At 65.3% G+C, this 15,408-nt stretch carries 14 protein-coding genes; 11 read left to right on the forward strand and 3 right to left on the reverse strand.

Annotation, left to right across the window (positions count from 1 at the left end; all coding sequences use genetic code 11):
• Positions 1-92: 92 nt before the first annotated feature.
• Positions 93-2,561, reverse strand: a complete 2,469-nt coding sequence (gene hrpB, locus AAFG13_RS23840; protein WP_342708404.1) for an ATP-dependent helicase HrpB — start codon at positions 2,559-2,561, stop codon at positions 93-95.
• A gap of 213 nt (positions 2,562-2,774) precedes the next feature.
• Here hrpB and AAFG13_RS23845 point away from each other — a divergent pair, with 213 nt between their 5' ends.
• From AAFG13_RS23845 to AAFG13_RS23885, 9 genes are all read left to right on the forward strand, one after another.
• Positions 2,775-3,866 carry an acyltransferase family protein gene (locus AAFG13_RS23845; protein ID WP_212316885.1) on the forward strand — a complete coding sequence of 364 codons (1,092 nt, stop codon included), beginning with the start codon at positions 2,775-2,777 and terminating at the stop codon, positions 3,864-3,866.
• 235 nt (positions 3,867-4,101) lie between these two features.
• Positions 4,102-4,713, forward strand: a complete 612-nt coding sequence (locus AAFG13_RS23850; protein ID WP_092122590.1) for a sigma-70 family RNA polymerase sigma factor — start codon at positions 4,102-4,104, stop codon at positions 4,711-4,713.
• Between the two features lie 409 nt (positions 4,714-5,122).
• Positions 5,123-5,818 carry a cytochrome c biogenesis CcdA family protein gene (locus AAFG13_RS23855; RefSeq protein ID WP_342708405.1) on the forward strand — a complete coding sequence of 232 codons (696 nt, stop codon included), beginning with the start codon at positions 5,123-5,125 and terminating at the stop codon, positions 5,816-5,818.
• 18 nt (positions 5,819-5,836) lie between these two features.
• On the forward strand, positions 5,837-6,415 hold the full coding sequence (locus AAFG13_RS23860; protein WP_342708406.1) for a thioredoxin family protein: 579 nt from the start codon (positions 5,837-5,839) through the stop codon (positions 6,413-6,415).
• Between the two features lie 119 nt (positions 6,416-6,534).
• Complete coding sequence (locus tag AAFG13_RS23865) at positions 6,535-7,941, forward strand: cytochrome ubiquinol oxidase subunit I (RefSeq protein WP_342708407.1); 1,407 nt, start codon at positions 6,535-6,537, stop codon at positions 7,939-7,941.
• Entirely contained in the window at positions 7,938-8,948 is a 1,011-nt protein-coding gene (gene cydB / locus AAFG13_RS23870) for a cytochrome d ubiquinol oxidase subunit II (protein WP_212316881.1), read from the forward strand. The genes AAFG13_RS23865 and cydB overlap by 4 nt, the downstream gene beginning before the upstream one ends.
• On the forward strand, positions 8,948-9,079 hold the full coding sequence (locus AAFG13_RS23875) for a DUF2474 domain-containing protein (RefSeq protein WP_342708408.1): 132 nt from the start codon (positions 8,948-8,950) through the stop codon (positions 9,077-9,079). The genes cydB and AAFG13_RS23875 overlap by 1 nt, the downstream gene beginning before the upstream one ends.
• 165 nt (positions 9,080-9,244) lie before the next feature.
• Positions 9,245-9,838, forward strand: coding sequence for a L,D-transpeptidase (locus AAFG13_RS23880; protein WP_176534117.1), 594 nt, complete (start codon positions 9,245-9,247; stop codon positions 9,836-9,838).
• 63 nt (positions 9,839-9,901) lie between these two features.
• A complete protein-coding gene (locus AAFG13_RS23885; protein ID WP_092122571.1) occupies positions 9,902-10,939 on the forward strand; it encodes an amino acid ABC transporter substrate-binding protein in 1,038 nt (345 codons plus the stop codon).
• A 547-nt stretch (positions 10,940-11,486) separates the two neighbouring features.
• Here AAFG13_RS23885 and AAFG13_RS23890 read toward each other — a convergent pair.
• Positions 11,487-12,626, reverse strand: coding sequence for an acyl-CoA dehydrogenase (locus AAFG13_RS23890; protein ID WP_342708409.1), 1,140 nt, complete (start codon positions 12,624-12,626; stop codon positions 11,487-11,489).
• 164 nt (positions 12,627-12,790) lie between these two features.
• Positions 12,791-13,975 carry an acyl-CoA dehydrogenase family protein gene (locus AAFG13_RS23895; protein ID WP_342708410.1) on the reverse strand — a complete coding sequence of 395 codons (1,185 nt, stop codon included), beginning with the start codon at positions 13,973-13,975 and terminating at the stop codon, positions 12,791-12,793.
• Positions 13,976-14,143: 168 nt separating this feature from the next.
• Here AAFG13_RS23895 and AAFG13_RS23900 point away from each other — a divergent pair, with 168 nt between their 5' ends.
• Both AAFG13_RS23900 and AAFG13_RS23905 read left to right on the forward strand, forming a co-directional pair.
• Entirely contained in the window at positions 14,144-14,689 is a 546-nt protein-coding gene (locus tag AAFG13_RS23900) for a carboxymuconolactone decarboxylase family protein (protein ID WP_212316876.1), read from the forward strand.
• Positions 14,690-14,824: 135 nt separating this feature from the next.
• On the forward strand, positions 14,825-15,319 hold the full coding sequence (locus tag AAFG13_RS23905) for a VOC family protein (RefSeq protein ID WP_212316875.1): 495 nt from the start codon (positions 14,825-14,827) through the stop codon (positions 15,317-15,319).
• Positions 15,320-15,408: the final 89 nt, after the last annotated feature.

Raw genomic sequence — 15,408 nt, forward strand, 5'->3', positions numbered from 1 at the left:
CATGCGCCGGAAAAGGGAGACTCGGAGTCGTCCCGGCGAATAAAGGAAATGCAACCCTTCAGGCGCAACCACGCTGCGCGTTTGCGCCGGCATCAAGTGCCGCGGGGTTTCACGCGCCTTGTCGGCATCGCGCTGGCGGGGTCTTCCGGCCAGGGATGGCGCGGATAGCGGCCGCGCAGGTCGGAACGCACCGCAGCGTAACTGCCGCGCCAAAAGCCCGGCAGATCGCGCGTCACCTGCACCGGCCGCTGCGCCGGCGACAGCAGTTCCAGCACCAGCGGCACCGCGCCCTTGGCGATCGAGGGATGGGTGTTGAGCCCGAACAGTTCCTGCAGCCGCACTGCGATGGTCGGGCCCTGCTCGGCCTCGTAGTCGATCGCAAGCTGCGTTCCGGTCGGCGCCTCGAAATGGGTCGGCGCCTCGCGATCGAGCCGCGCGCGCAAGTCCCACGGCAACAGCGTCATCAACGCGTTCGACAGGTCGCCGGCGGACAGATCCTTCAGCGCGGTCTTGTCGTACAGCGCGGGCACCAGCCAGTCGTCGGCGCGCGCGGCGAGTGCAGTGTCCGACAGATCGGGCCAGCTGTCGTCCTCGGCCTTGCGCAGGAACATGATCCGGTCGCGCCACTGCTTCGAATGCTTCGACCACGGCAGCCGGTCGAGACCGACAGCGATCAAACCGTCGGCGAACACGCGCGCGGTCTCGGCCGATGGCTTGAGCGGCATCGGCGCTTCCGACAGCGTGATCGCGTGCAGCAAACGCCGGCGGCGCGCGCGCAGTGCCATCGCGCCGCGGTCGAACGTCACCTCTTCGACGTTTTCGATCTGGTCGGCGAAGCGCTGCTCGATCTCGTCCTGGGTGATCGGCGCCGCCAGCAGGATGCGGCCGTTCGCAGCCGTCCCCGTCAGTTCGGCAACCGCGATAGTGGGCAGCCGCGCCAGCGCCGCGGTCTGCTCGACGGCAGCGCCGCGGCCATTGGCCAGCACGAAGCTGCCATTGCCACGGTTCTTCGCGACACGGTCCGGAAACGCGAAGGCCAGCATGACGCCGGTCGAGAGATCCTTCTGCTCGCTCACCGCCGCCTTCACCTGCGAAGCCCAGCGCGCGGCCATGCTGCGCGCGCTCGATGCCCGCTGCGAGCGGTCGCGGCGGAACTGATCGAGCCTGACGTCGAGATCGACGCTGTCACCGCCGAGCCCGCGCTCGCTCAGCACCGCGGCGATCTCGGCCGCCTCCTCGCCTGCACCGAAGCGCGCGGAATCCACGATCATGCGCGCCAGCCGCGGTGGCAGCGCCAGCGCGCGCAGGCTCTTGCCCTCCTCGGTGATACGGCCGTCGCCGTCGAGCGCACCGAGCTCGTCGAGCAGCGATCTCGCTTCCTTCAGCGCCGGCCCGGGCGGCGGATCGAGGAAGGCAAGGCTTGCGGGATCGCTGACGCCCCATTGCGCGAGGTCGAGCACCAGCGAGGACAGATCGGCGGAAAGGATTTCCGGCGCGGTGTAGGCCGGAAGCGACGCGGTCTGCGGCTCGTCCCACAGACGGTAGCAGACGCCGGGCTCGGTACGGCCGGCGCGGCCGCGCCGCTGATCGACCGCGGCGCGCGAGGCCCGCACGGTCTCGAGCCGGGTCAGCGCAATATCCGGTTCGTAGCGCGGCACCCGCGCCAGGCCGGAATCGACCACGATGCGCACGCCCTCGATGGTCAGTGAGGTCTCGGCGATCGAGGTCGCCAGCACCACCTTGCGGATCCCCTTCGGCGCCGGCGCAATGGCGCGATCCTGCACGGCGGCATCGAGCGCGCCGAACAGCGGCACGATCTCGACCGAGGCGTCATGCACGCGCTCGGCGAGAAACATCTGCGTGCGGCGGATCTCGGCCGCGCCCGGCAGGAAGGCAAGCACCGAGCCGGCATCGGCGCGCAACGCGGTCGCGATCGTCTCGGCCATCTGCCGCTCCAGCGGCGCGTCGACCTTGCGGCCGACGTAGCGGGTCTCGACCGGGAAGGCGCGCCCCTCGCTCTCGACCACAGGCGCGTCGCCGAGCAGCCTTGCAACGCGCGCGCCGTCGAGCGTTGCCGACATCACGAGGATGCGCAGGTCCTCGCGCAGGCCGGTTTGCGCATCGCGCGCCAGCGCCAGCCCGAGATCGGCATCGAGCGAGCGCTCGTGGAATTCGTCGAACAGAACGGCGGCGACGCCGGTGAGCTCGGGATCGTTGAGGATCTGGCGCGAGAAGATGCCTTCGGTCACGACCTCGATCCGCGTCGCGCGCGATACTTTCGAGCCGAAGCGCACCCGATAGCCGACGGTCTCCCCGGGCCGTTCGCCGAGCGTCTTCGCCATCCGCTCGGCGCTGGCGCGCGCGGCGATGCGGCGCGGCTCCAGCACGATGATCTTTTTGCCTTTGGCCCACGGCGCATCGAGCAATGCCAGCGGCACGCGCGTGGTCTTGCCGGCGCCCGGCGGCGCGACCAGCACGGCGGCATTGTGGCGATCGAGCGTGCGGTCGAGCTCATCGAGCACGGCGTCGATCGGCAGCGGGCTATCGAATTGGTGCGGCAAGGAGTCTCATCGCGGCAGCGGCCCTCGGCCGACCTGCGTCCTGTGGTTAACGAAGCACGGCTTCTTCTAGGATTTCCGGGCCTCTTAGACCATTCGCCGGTGACAGGGAACCGGGGATAGCGCCGGGTTCGGCGGCACATCCTTTGTATGGATAAAGGAGAAAGCAACCGATCGGGCCGATGATGCGCCCGATCACGCCGGAACGGGACAAGGATGACCACAAACGGCACACAGGCTGCGACAGATCGTTCCCTTGATCGATCACTTGATCGATCACTTGGGAACGCGGCCGCGCGCGTCGATTGGGTCGACTATGCCAAGGGCATCTGCATCGTCATGGTGGTGATGATGCATTCGGTGCTGGGGGTCGAGAAGGCCTTCGAGCAGACCGGCTTCATGCATTATGTCGTGATGTTCGCAAAACCGTTCCGGATGCCGGACTTCTTCCTGATCTCGGGACTGTTCCTGTCGGTCGTGATCGATCGCGATTGGCGCACCTATCTCGACCGCAAAGTGATGCACTTCGCTTATTTCTACGTGCTGTGGGTGACGATCCAGTTCGGCTTCAAGGCGCCGTCGCTGGCCGCCGAGGCGGGCTGGGCCGCTGTCGGGCTGCAATATCTCGAGGCCTTCATCGAGCCGTTCGGCACGCTCTGGTTCATCTATCTGCTGCCGATCTTCTTCGTCGTCACCAAGCTCACGCGCAACATCCACCCGCTCGCGATCTGGCTGGTTGCCGCGGCGCTGGAGAGCGCGCATGTCGTGACCGGCTGGACCGTGATCGACGAGTTCTGCGCCCGCTTCGTCTACTTCTTCGCCGGCTATGTGCTCGCTGCTTACGTGTTCGCGCTGTCGGACCGCGCGCGGGCGCGGCCTGCATTTGCGCTGCTCGGGCTTGGGCTCTGGGCGCTCGTCAATGGTAGCCTGGTCGCGCTCGATATCAGTGAATGGCCGGTCGTCTCGCTGGCGCTCGGCCTGGCCGGTGCCTGCGCGATCATCGTGACCGGCACGCTGCTGGCGCGCGCGCACTGGCTCGGCTTCCTGCGCTTCTGCGGCGAGCACTCGATCGTGATCTACCTCGCCTTCTTCCTGCCGATGGCCGCGACCCGCACCCTTCTGCTGCGGTTCGATGTCATCCACGACATCGGCCTGGTCGCGCTGATCGTCACTGCAATCGGCGTCGCAGGCTCCCTCCTGATCTGGCGGTTGGCGCTGGCGGTCCGGGCCAATTTCCTGTTCGAGCGGCCCGATGCGTTCTGGATTGCCCCGAAAAAGGCAGCGCCCGCGCTGCAGGCGGCCGAATAGTGCCAAAAGTCATGGCCCGGATTCGTTCCACCGAGGGCGAACCGGCCTGTTCCAATTTTCCGTACATTGAAATGACTGGCTTTTTGGTCCCGAATGTTTCGTCGCCGGAGCCGCGACGAAACAATTCTCCCGGTCACGAAACCATTTTCCGCTTTTCGCGCAGACATCCGGAAACGGGCGCTAACTAACGTTTCTCCCAACGAACCGCCGCCCAACGGCGAACTGGGAGCCTGTCATGCCGAACGTCATCGCCATCAACTCTGCAGCCAAGAAGCACATCGACGCTGCACGCGCGACCTCGGATGAAACGCTGCTCGCGCATATCGCCAAGAATAACCGCACCTCGATGCACACGCTCTATGCCCGTCACAACGTGCGGGTTTACCGCTTCGTGCTCCGCATGGTGCGCGACACCACGATGGCCGAGGACCTGGTGAGCCAGGTGTTCCTCGACGTCTGGCGCACCGCGGCCCAGTTCGAGGGCCGCTCGCAGGTCTCGACCTGGCTGCTGTCGATCGCCCGCTTCAAGGCGCTGACCGCACTGCGCCAGCGCCGGCATGAGGATATCGACCAGGACGACGTGCTGGAGATCGCCGACGGTGCCGACACGCCGGAAACCTCGCTCGATCGCGCCACCACCAGCGAGATCCTGCGCGCCTGCGTCGCCAAGCTGTCACCGGCCCACCGCGAGATCATCAATCTGGTCTACTACCATGAGAAGTCGGTCGAGGAGGCCGGCCAGATCATCGGTATCCCGCAGAGCACGGTGAAGACCCGCATGTTCTATGCCCGCAAGCAGCTCGCCGACCTCCTGAGGGGCGCCGGCGTGGACAGCGTCGCGGCATAAAATAAAGCAAATTCAGGTATTTAAGAGGAGATCAAGCAACCCGGGCAATTGTCCACGAAGCCAAAAAAGTTCGGCGACGAAACAATTGAAACAATCGACGACATCACCCGGAAAAACGCGATCTCTATACCCATATCCAACGACGCAACCCCAATTCACTGACCCAGGTTTCGATACCTCCTTAAGTTCTAACCTCCCAAGTAACCTCCAACGACCCGGCCGGGATGCCCCCCAGCCGGGTCGCTCTGTTTTTGGCGCGCAGTCGTGAGGCCGAACACGGCTCGTCTCACACGGACGTGACGGCGTCCGCGGCCAACTCTCCGTAACGGCCACGCCGTCGTCGCGAAGAACATCAGGCGTACCCGGCACGGCCCTCTGGCGCGCCGGGACTTCTGATGGACGGACGACGATGCTCAGCCTTGCCCTAGCCCTGCTTGCCGGTGTCGCCACCGTCGCCGCCCCTTGCACCCTGCCGATGCTGCCGATCCTGCTCGGGGTATCGATAGGCCAGACCGGCAAGGCGCGGCCCACGATGATCGCGCTCGGCTTCGTGATGTCATTCTCTGCCGTGGCATTGCTGCTGAGTGCGATCACGCGCGCCTTCGATTTCGATCCGAACCTGCTGCGGACCGGCGCGGCGATCCTGCTCGCGGGCTTCGGCCTGTTGATGATCTGGCCGGCGCCGTTCGAGTGGCTGGCGATCCGGCTGACCGGCGCCGCCGGCAGCGTGGGCCAGGCCGTGCCGTCGCAGAGCCTGTTCGGCGGCTTCGTGCTCGGCTCTACGCTCGGCCTGGTGTGGACGCCGTGCGCCGGTCCCGTGCTCGGCTCGATCCTGACCATCGTCGCGACCTCGAAGGACACGGCGTGGGCGAGCCTGCAGCTCGTGACCTACGCGATCGGCGCCGCGATCCCGATGCTTGCCATTGCCTATGGCGGGCAAGCCGTCACCACCCGCGTGCGCAGCATGGCGCGGATCGCGCCGCGCCTCCAACAAGGCTTCGGCGTCGTGATCATCGCCTTCGCCGCGCTGTCCTACCTGCAATACGACACGCTGATCGTGGCGTGGCTGACCCAGTTCTATCCCAACGGCCAGATCGGCCTGTGAGCTCATAAGGAGAGATCAATGTCCCTGCGCTTGATTGCTGTATCCGCTCTTGTGGCGGGCCTTGGCCTCGGCGGCGCCGTCATCCCCGGCCTCTGCACCGAGTCCAACGCGCCGGCCGTGCCCGTTCCGATGGCCACCGCGATGACCGCCGCGCAGAGCCAGACCGCGCCCGAATTCGCCGGGATCAGCAACTGGTTCAATTCGCAGCCGCTGAAGCTTGCCGATTTGCGCGGCAAGGTCGTGCTGGTGGATTTCTGGACCTATGGCTGCGTCAACTGCGTCAACACGCTGCCGCACGTCACCCAACTTTATTCAAAGTACCGGGATCGCGGCCTCGTCGTGATCGGGGTCCACACGCCGGAATTCCCGTTCGAGCATTCGGCCTCCAACGTGCAGGCGGCGCTGAAGCGGCACGGCATCCTCTATCCGGTGGCGCAGGACAACAATTCGCAGACCTGGAACGCCTACGGCAACCAGTATTGGCCGGCGCAATACATCATCGACCAGAACGGCAAGATCGTGTTCCAGCACGCCGGCGAGGGCCAGTACGACGAGATCGACCGCACCGTCGCCCGGCTGCTCAACGCCAATAGCTGATTGGACAATTTGTCAGCTAATTGGACAATCCGCCGTCATTCCCGGCATGATAGGCTCAACGCCGGGAATGCGCGATCCCGAACGTGATCGCGCCCGAAATTGACGACGGACGGTGCGTGATGTTCGAAGGCTGGGATGCGGTCGTACTCGCCCGCGCGCAATTCGCTTTCACGATGTCGTTCCACATCGTGTTTCCCGCATTCTCCATCGGGCTTGCGAGCTACCTCGCCGTGCTTGAAGCGCTGTGGCTGGCCACCAAGCGCGAGGTCTACATCAACCTGTTCAATTACTGGCTGAAGATCTTCGCGGTCGCGTTCGGCATGGGCGTGGTCTCGGGCATCGTGATGTCCTACCAGTTCGGCACCAACTGGTCGGCCTTTGCCGACAAGACTGGTCCCGTGATCGGCCCGATGATGGCCTACGAGGTCTTGACCGCATTCTTCCTCGAGGCAGGCTTTCTCGGCGTGATGCTGTTCGGGCTCGAACGCGTCGGCCCCAGGCTGCATTTCGTGGCAACGTTGATGGTCGCGATCGGCACGCTGATCTCCGCGTTCTGGATTCTTTCGGCCAATTCCTGGATGCAGACGCCGACTGGTCATGCCGTCAATGCCGACGGCCAGTTCGTCGCCGCCGACTGGCTGAAGGTGATCTTCAATCCGTCATTCCCCTATCGCCTCGTGCACATGGTGCTGGCGGCGTATCTCACCACCTCGCTGGTGGTCGGCGGGGTCGGCGCCTGGCACCTGCTGCGCGACCAGCATCTCGCCGGCCCGCGCGTGATGTTCTCGATGGCAATGTGGATGGCGACCCTGGTGGCGCCGATCCAGATCCTCGCCGGCGACCAGCACGGCCTCAACACGCTGGAGCACCAGCCGGCCAAGGTGATGGCGATGGAAGGCCACTTCCAGAGCCACAAGGACGGCGCGCCGCTGATCCTGTTCGGCTGGCCCGACCAGCGTGAGGCGAAGGTGAAATACGCGATCGAGGTGCCGAAACTGTCGTCGCTGATCCTGAAGCATTCGCTCGATGCACCGCTCGCCGGCCTCGACACCGTGCCGCGCGAGAACTGGCCGCCGGTGCCGATCACCTTCTGGTCGTTCCGCATCATGGTCGGGCTCGGCTTCCTGATCCTCGGGCTCGGGCTGTTCAGCCTGCTGATGCGCTGGCGCGGCATGATGTACCAGTCACAGCTGCTGCATCGCTTCGCGGTCCTGATGGGCCCGGCGGGCTTCATCGCGGTGCTCGCCGGCTGGATCACCACCGAGACCGGGCGGCAACCGTTCACCGTCTACGGGCTGCTGCGCACCACCGATTCGGCATCGCCGCTGGCCGCGCCGGCGGTGGGCTCGTCTCTGATCGCCTTCATCATCGTCTATTTCGCGGTGTTCACCGCCGGCGTGATCTACATCCTGCGGCTGATGGCGCAGCCGCCGCATCCCGGCGAGCAAGGCCCGACAAAGGACCTTCCCGCCCGTGCGGCCGGCATCACGCCGGCGGCAGGTGCAGCCGTGGAGGGCGTGCGATGAGCATCCCCATCGACCTCGCCACGATCTGGGCCTTCATCATCGCCTTCGCCGTGTTCGTCTATGTCGTGATGGACGGCTTCGATCTCGGCCTCGGCATCCTGTTTCCGCTGTTTCCGCAAAAGGCCGATCGCGACGTCATCATGAACACGGTGGCGCCGGTGTGGGACGGCAACGAGACCTGGCTGGTGCTCGGCGGCGGCGGCATGATGGCGGCGTTTCCGCTGGCCTATGCGGTGCTGATGCCGGCGCTCTACACGCCAATGATCGCGATGCTGCTCGGCCTCGTGTTCCGCGGCGTCGCCTTCGAATTCCGCTGGCGCACCCAGAAGGCGCGCAACAAATGGGACCTCGCCTTCGCCGGCGGCTCGCTGGTCGCGACGCTGGCGCAAGGGATCGCGCTCGGCGCCATCCTGCAAGGCATCCATGTCGAGGGACGCCACTACGCCGGCGGCTGGTGGGACTGGCTGACGGCGTTCAGCGTCCTGACCGGCATCGCGCTGGTGATCGGCTATGCGCTGCTGGGCGCGACCTGGCTGGTGATGAAGACCGAAGGCGAGCTGCGCGAGCGCGCCTATCATCTGAGCTGGATGTTGCTGGTCGCGATGCTGTGCGCGATCGGCGCCGTCAGCATCGCAACGCCGTTCCTGGCCGTGCAGTACACCCAGCGCTGGTTCGCCTGGCCCAACATCATCCTCACCGCGCCGGTACCGATCGCGGTCGCCGCCGTCACCGCGCTCTTGCTGCGCGCACTCAGCAACAAGAACGACCACCAGCCGTTCTTCCTGACGCTCGCCCTGTTCGCACTGTCCTATGCCGGGCTCGGCATCAGCATGTACCCGTACATCGTACCGCAGAGCATCACGATCTGGCAGGCGGCGTCGCCCGCGAACAGCCAGATCTTCATGCTGTTCGGGGTCTCGATCCTGGTGCCGCTGATCCTCGGCTACACCGCCTGGGCCTATTGGGTGTTCCGCGGCAAGGTGCGCCCCGGCCACGGATACCACTGATGGCGCCACCCGGTTCGAATCAGCGGCCGCTCGGCCAGCGCCTGTTGTGGTTCGCAGCGCTCTGGCTCGGCGGCGTCGGCACCGTGACCCTGGTCTCTTTCGCGTTGCGGCTCTGGATTGCGCCGAAATAAGGCCGCCGACGCGACGTGCCACGGGCCCAATGACAAAAAACAGAAGCATTACAGTGATATAGTGTGACGCCCGCCCTAAACTTGCCATCAAGCTGCCGCTGAGTTTTGATGCTGCCGCGATTTGGGCGGAGCCATTGGCCGCTGCGCCAACAAGGAGAGCTTTGCATGACGAAACTTCGTCACCTGGTCTGGATGTTGATCGCCACGGGCGCGCTCGTGCTGTCGACGTCGCAAGGCTTTGCCCAGAGCCGCCCGGACGCCGACGAGCCGGGCTTGGTCGCCGACGACAGCTACGAGCTCGACCCGGAATGGCAGAAGCAGGTCGTGTACTATCGGACCAACGAGGCGCCGGGCACCATTATCGTCTCCACCGCCGAACGCCATCTCTACCTCGTGCAGGGCAACGGCCGCGCGCTCCGCTACGGCATCGGCGTCGGCCGCGACGGCTTCCAGTGGCAGGGGCTGGTGACCATCACCCGCAAGGCCGAGTGGCCGGATTGGACCCCGCCGCCGGAAATGATCGCCCGCCAGCCCTATCTGCCGCGCTTCATGGCGGGCGGCCCGGGCAATCCGCTCGGCGCACGCGCGATGTATCTCGGCACCACGGTGTACCGCATCCACGGCACCAACCGGCCCGACACCATCGGCACCGCGATCTCGTCCGGCTGTTTCCGCCTGGTCAACGCCGACGTCGCCGATCTCTACAATCGCGTTCCCGTCGGCACCAAGGTGATCATCCGGCAGAAGCCTGAACTGTAATCTCGACCCACCCGCCTTCGATATCCGACCTGTTTTTCCCCGATCATTCGCGAGAGAGAACCCATGCGTACATTTCGAGGCGGCCTGACGATCGGGCTCGCGGTCGCCGCGCTGGTTGCGGCCGCCGCCATCACCTATGAGCGTTACGACACCCGCACGCTGAAGCGCACCGTCCGCCGCGGCGACGTGCTGTGCGGCGTCAACAAAGGCCTGCCGGGCTTCTCGATCCCGGACGACAAGGGCAACTGGACCGGCTTTGACGTCGACTTCTGCCGCGCGGTGGCCTCGGCGATCTTCGACGATCCATCGAAGGCGAAGTTCGTTCCGCTCGACGCCAGCGAACGCTTCAAGGAGCTGCAGAACCGCAAGGTCGACATCCTCTCGCGCAACTCCACCTGGAGCATGTCGCGCGAGACCAATTACGACCTCTATTTCCCGGCGGTCGCCTATTATGACGGTCAGGGCTTCATGCTGCCGCGCTCGCGCAACATCGATTCCGCGCTCGACCTGAACGGCAGCAAGGTCTGCGTGCAGGCCAACACCACGACGCAGCTCAACCTCGCCGACTATTTCCGTGCCAACAACATGAAATACACGGAGATGAAGTTCGACAAGCTGGAGGATGTCGTGAAGGCCTATGACACCGGCCAGTGCGATACGCTGACGTCAGACGCCTCGCAGCTCTATGCGCTGCGGCTCAACCTCTCCAAGCCGAGCGACCACACCATCCTGGCCGACATCATCTCCAAGGAGCCGCTGGCGCCGGTGGTCCGGCTGCGCGACGACGACTGGATGATGATCGTGAAGTGGACGCTCTACGCCATGATCAATGCCGAGGAACTCGGCATCACCTCGAAGAATATCGACGAGGCGCTGAAGTCGAAGAAGCCGGAGGTGATGCGGCTGGTCGGCACCGAGGGTTCCTATGGCGAGGATCTCGGCCTGACCAAGGACTGGGCCGTGCGCATCATCCGCCATGTCGGCAATTACGGCGAGGTCTACGACCGCAACGTCGGCGCCGATTCCAGGCTGAAGATTCCGCGCGGCATGAACCAGCTCTGGAACGCCGGCGGCGTCCAGTACGCGCCGCCGATTCGTTGACGACACGCAGCCAGGCTACAGCCGCCACCGCATCCGCAGTTGTCATCGCCCGCGAAAGCGGGCGATCCAGTACGCCGCGGCTTCTCCGCTCAAGCACTGACGTCTCTGCAATACTGGATCGCCCGGTCGAAGCCGGGCGATGACAGTGAGTTGTGCGGAGATGTCGCCGCCGCTGATCGACAGCGCGGCCTAGACCTCCGCTGTTACCGCGCTCTCAATTGTCATCACCCGCGAACGCGGGTGATCCAGTACGCCGCGGCTTCTCGGCTCAAGCACTGACGTCTCTGGAATACTGGATCGCCCGGTCGAGCCGGGCGATGACAGTGAGTTGTGCGGAGATGTCGCCGCCGCTGATCGACAGCGCGGCCTAGACCTCCGCTGTTACCGCGCTCTCAACTGTCATCGCCCGCGAAAGTGGGTGATCCAGTACGCCGCGGCTTCTCGGCTCAAGCACTGACGTCTCTGGAATACTGGATCGCCCGGTCGAGCCGGGCGATGACAGGGTGTTGCGTGGCGATGACGGTGAGTCGTGCGGCGGCGCCCTCGATCAGTACCCCTTGCCGCTCGCGAGCTGGTCGGTGTGGAAATTGCTGTCGCCGAACAGCTCCTGGCAGACGCGGGCGCGCTTCATGAAGAAGCCGATGTCGAACTGGTCGGTCATGCCCATGCCGCCATGCATCTGCACGCCCTCCTGGACGGCCAGCGTCGCGGTGGTGCCGGCGCGCGCCTTGGCTACCGCGACCGCAGTGGCAGCCTTGGCCAGATCGGCGTCGAGCGCCTGCAGCGCCTTGAGAACGGCGGCGCGGGTGATCTCGATATCGATGTAGAGTTCGGCGGCCCGGTGCTGCAGCGCCTGGAATTCGCCGATCGCCTTGCCGAACTGCTTGCGCTCCTTCAGGTAGGTCACGGTGCGGCCGAACACCTCTTCGGAGAGACCGACCATTTCGGACGCGACCGCGCCGCGGCCGATATTGAGCACGCCCTCGAGCAGCCCGAAACCCTGATCGACCTCGCCGAGCACACTGTCGGCGTTGACCTCGACATTGTCGAACACGATGCGCGCCGCATTGTGCGAATCGACCATCGCGGTGCGCTCGACCGCGAGCCCCTTGGCCTTCGGATCGACAAGGAACAGCGTCAAGCCGTTCTTGTCGCCGGCGCTGCCGGCCGTGCGCGCCGCCACGATCAAAAGATCGGCGGTGTGGCCGTCGACAACGAAGGCCTTGTCGCCGGACAGCTTGAAGCCGTTGCCGGAACGCGTCGCCTGCAATTTCGTCTGCAGCGGGCGGTGCTTCGCGCCCTCGTCGACCGCGAGCGCTGCGAGCAGCGAGCCGTCGGCGATGCCAGGCAGATGCTGCGCCTTCTGCGCCTCGCTGCCGCCGCGCGACAGCGCTGAGGCGGCAAGCACCGAGGTCGCGAGGAATGGCGAGGGCATCAAGGTGCGGCCGATCTCCTCCATGACGATGCCGGCCTCGACGCAGCCGAGCCCGCTGCCGCCGAACTGGTCCGGCACCAGGAGACCGGAGAAGCCCATCTCGGCAAAGGTCTTCCAGAGCTCGCGCGAGAAGCCGGTAGAGTCCTTGCTGTCGCGCAAAGAACGCAGATGCGCCACCGGCGCCTTGTCGCTGATGAGACCGCGCGCACTGTCGCGCAGCATGGATTGTTCTTCGGTGAGGACGAGGGCCATGGATGGATTCCGCTCTTCGATAATTCAAATTCAGACGATGTTGAGTTCGTCATTCCGGGATGGCCCGAAGGGCCAGGCCCGGAATCCATAACCACGATCGGGAGTATGGATTCCGGGCTCGCGACTGCGTCGCGCCCCGGAATGACGCGTGGTGAAACGGTGCCTCACGCCCCCGGCAGATCGAGGATGCGCTTGGCGACGATGCCGAGCATCACCTCCGAGGTGCCGCCCTCGATCGAGTTGGCCTTGGTGCGCAGCCAGGCGCGCGGACGGGCGCCGCCCCGGGAGCGGTCGCTCTCCCATTCCAGCGCGTCGATGCCGCCCGCCGACATCAGGATCTCGTAGCGCCGCTTGTTGAGCTCGGTGCCGTAATATTTCATCGCCGACGAGAACGACGGATGCGACTGGCCCGCCTTGGCGAGATCGACCGCGCGCTCCGCCGCAGCAGCAAGCGCGGCCTCGTCGACCTCGAAGTTCGCGATCTGGCTGCGCAGCTGGGCGTCGTCGAGCCGACCCTGCGCATCCGCGCCGACCGAGTCGGCTGCGATCTGGCCGAGTGGACGGCCGACGCCGCGCTCGCCCATGCCCGAGATCATCGCGCGCTCGTGCTGCAACAGGTATTTCGCGACATCCCAGCCGCGATTGACGGTGCCCACGACATGCGACTTCGGCACGCGGACATTATCGAAGAAGGTTTCGCAGAACGGCGAATAGCCGGAGATCAGCAGGATCGGTTTCGTGGACACGCCCTTCGACGTCATGTCGAAGAGAATAAAACTGATGCCGTCGTGCTTCTTGGCCGCCGGATCGGTGCGCACCAGGCAGAAGATCCAGTCGGCATAGTTGGCGTAGGAGGTCCAGATCTTCTGGCCGTTGATGATGTAGTCGTCGCCGTCGCCGACCGCGCGGGTCTGCAACGAGGCGAGATCGGAGCCGGCGTTCGGCTCGGAATAGCCCTGGCACCAGCGGATCAGGCCCGCGGTGATCTTCGGCAGATGTTCCTTCTTCTGCTCCTCGGTGCCGTATTTCAGCAGCGCCGGCCCGAGCATCGAGATGCCGAACGAGGTCAGCGGCTGGCGCGCGCCGATCGCCGCCATCTCCTGGCGCACGATCTTGGCTTCCTCGCCGTCAAGGCCGCCGCCGCCATATTCCTTCGGCCAATGCGGCACGGTCCAACCCTTGTCGCGCATCCGCTCGAACCAGACCCGCTGCGCGTCCGACGAGAATTTCGCGTTGCGGCCACCCCAGAAGGTGTCGCCATCGGAGGTCATCGGTTTACGCATCTCGGCCGGGCAGTTCTGCTCCAGCCAGGCGCGGGTCTCCGCGCGGAATTTCTCAAGGTCAGCCATGGTGCGTTTCCAATCAAATTCGACGAATTGGATTCGACCTTAGACCTACGCAGCCGCCGAGTTCAATATGCCTCGCAGCCGCGCCATGCTCTGGCGTCGCTACTCACCTTGCGCGATCGGGTGTATCGCCGAAGCGGGGTAACGATTGAAAAACAAGAGGAAACGGACATGCGGCTGAAGCTGCTTTCGCCTAGCGAAATGAACCCCGCCCAGAAAGAAACCTACGACGAGTCGATCGCCGGCAAGCGCGGCGCGCCACCGGCGCCGATGATGGCCTGGCTCAACAGCCCGGAGATGGCGCGGCATGCCACGCGGCTCGGCGAGGTGCTGCGCTTCGACACGGTCTTCCCGCCGAAGCTGTCGGAGATCGCGATCCTCGTCACCGCGCGGCACTGGACCGCGCATTACGAATGGTATGCCCACAAGCGCCTCGCGCTGAAGGGCGGCCTCGATCAGAAGATCATCGAGGACATTCGGGTGCGCCGGACGCCGACTTTCGACGATCCCAAGGCCAAGATGATCTACGACGTCGCCAAGGCGCTGCACGAAGGTCATGGCCTGCCGAAGGGACTGTATGACGAGGCGGTCGAGGTGCTGAGCCTGCGCGGGCTGGTCGAGGTGATCGGGCTCTGCGGCTACTACACCATGGTGTCGATGACGCTGAACACATTCGATTTCCAGCTGCCGGGCGGCGAGTTGTCGGAGCTCTGCTAGGCTCAGCCGGCCGTGGCGCCGTTCGGAAACGCTGGGTTTCCGGATGGATCGCTCCGGCGCCGGCAAATCCGGACTATATCAGGCGGCGAAGCCTTGCCCCTGACGGCAAGGCGTTGATGCCAACGGAGCCAGTTCATGCCAGAAAATCCCCCCATCATCGCGGGCACGCGGATCGGGCATGTGCACCTCAAGGTCGCCGATCTCGAGCGCGCGCTCGGCTTCTATTGCGGCGTGCTCGGTTTCGAGCTGCAGCAGCGCTTGGGGACGGACGCCGCCTTCATCTCGGCCGGCGGCTATCACCATCACATCGGCCTCAACACCTGGGAGAGCAAGGGCGGCCACCCGCCACCGCCGGGCACGACGGGCCTGTTCCACACCGCCATCCTGTATCCGACCCGCCCGGCGCTCGCCGACGCGCTGCATCGGGTGCTGTCGGCCGGCATCCAGCTCGACGGCGCCAGCGACCACGGCGTCAGCCAGGCGCTCTACCTGCGCGACCCCGACGAGAACGGCGTCGAGCTCTATTGGGACCGGCCCGCAGCCGAATGGCCGCGCAGCGCGGACGGCAAGCTTTCGATGTTCACGCGCCGGCTGGACCTCGAGGATCTGCTGAAGCAGCGGGCGGCGTAATTCCGTAGCCCGGATTGAATTGTAGCCCGGATGAGCGAAGCGACATCCGGGGACTGGCGCAAGTCGAGGGACCGGTCCCGGATATCGCG

Origin of the sequence: Bradyrhizobium sp. B124 (assembly GCF_038967635.1) — a bacterium.
In the GTDB taxonomy this organism is placed as follows: domain Bacteria; phylum Pseudomonadota; class Alphaproteobacteria; order Rhizobiales; family Xanthobacteraceae; genus Bradyrhizobium.

Bases quoted from the DNA above. Each gene is read 5' to 3' on its own strand.
- AAFG13_RS23845 (WP_212316885.1), top strand. From the start codon at position 2,775: ATGACCACAAACGGCACACAGGCTGCGACAGATCGTTCCCTTGATCGA.
- AAFG13_RS23850 (WP_092122590.1), top strand. From the start codon at position 4,102: ATGCCGAACGTCATCGCCATCAACTCTGCAGCCAAGAAGCACATCGAC.
- AAFG13_RS23855 (WP_342708405.1), top strand. From the start codon at position 5,123: ATGCTCAGCCTTGCCCTAGCCCTGCTTGCCGGTGTCGCCACCGTCGCC.
- AAFG13_RS23860 (WP_342708406.1), top strand. From the start codon at position 5,837: ATGTCCCTGCGCTTGATTGCTGTATCCGCTCTTGTGGCGGGCCTTGGC.
- AAFG13_RS23865 (WP_342708407.1), top strand. From the start codon at position 6,535: ATGTTCGAAGGCTGGGATGCGGTCGTACTCGCCCGCGCGCAATTCGCT.
- cydB (WP_212316881.1), top strand. From the start codon at position 7,938: ATGAGCATCCCCATCGACCTCGCCACGATCTGGGCCTTCATCATCGCC.
- AAFG13_RS23875 (WP_342708408.1), top strand. From the start codon at position 8,948: ATGGCGCCACCCGGTTCGAATCAGCGGCCGCTCGGCCAGCGCCTGTTG.
- AAFG13_RS23880 (WP_176534117.1), top strand. From the start codon at position 9,245: ATGACGAAACTTCGTCACCTGGTCTGGATGTTGATCGCCACGGGCGCG.
- AAFG13_RS23885 (WP_092122571.1), top strand. From the start codon at position 9,902: ATGCGTACATTTCGAGGCGGCCTGACGATCGGGCTCGCGGTCGCCGCG.
- AAFG13_RS23890 (WP_342708409.1), bottom strand. From the start codon at position 12,626: ATGGCCCTCGTCCTCACCGAAGAACAATCCATGCTGCGCGACAGTGCG.
- AAFG13_RS23895 (WP_342708410.1), bottom strand. From the start codon at position 13,975: ATGGCTGACCTTGAGAAATTCCGCGCGGAGACCCGCGCCTGGCTGGAG.
- AAFG13_RS23900 (WP_212316876.1), top strand. From the start codon at position 14,144: ATGCGGCTGAAGCTGCTTTCGCCTAGCGAAATGAACCCCGCCCAGAAA.
- AAFG13_RS23905 (WP_212316875.1), top strand. From the start codon at position 14,825: ATGCCAGAAAATCCCCCCATCATCGCGGGCACGCGGATCGGGCATGTG.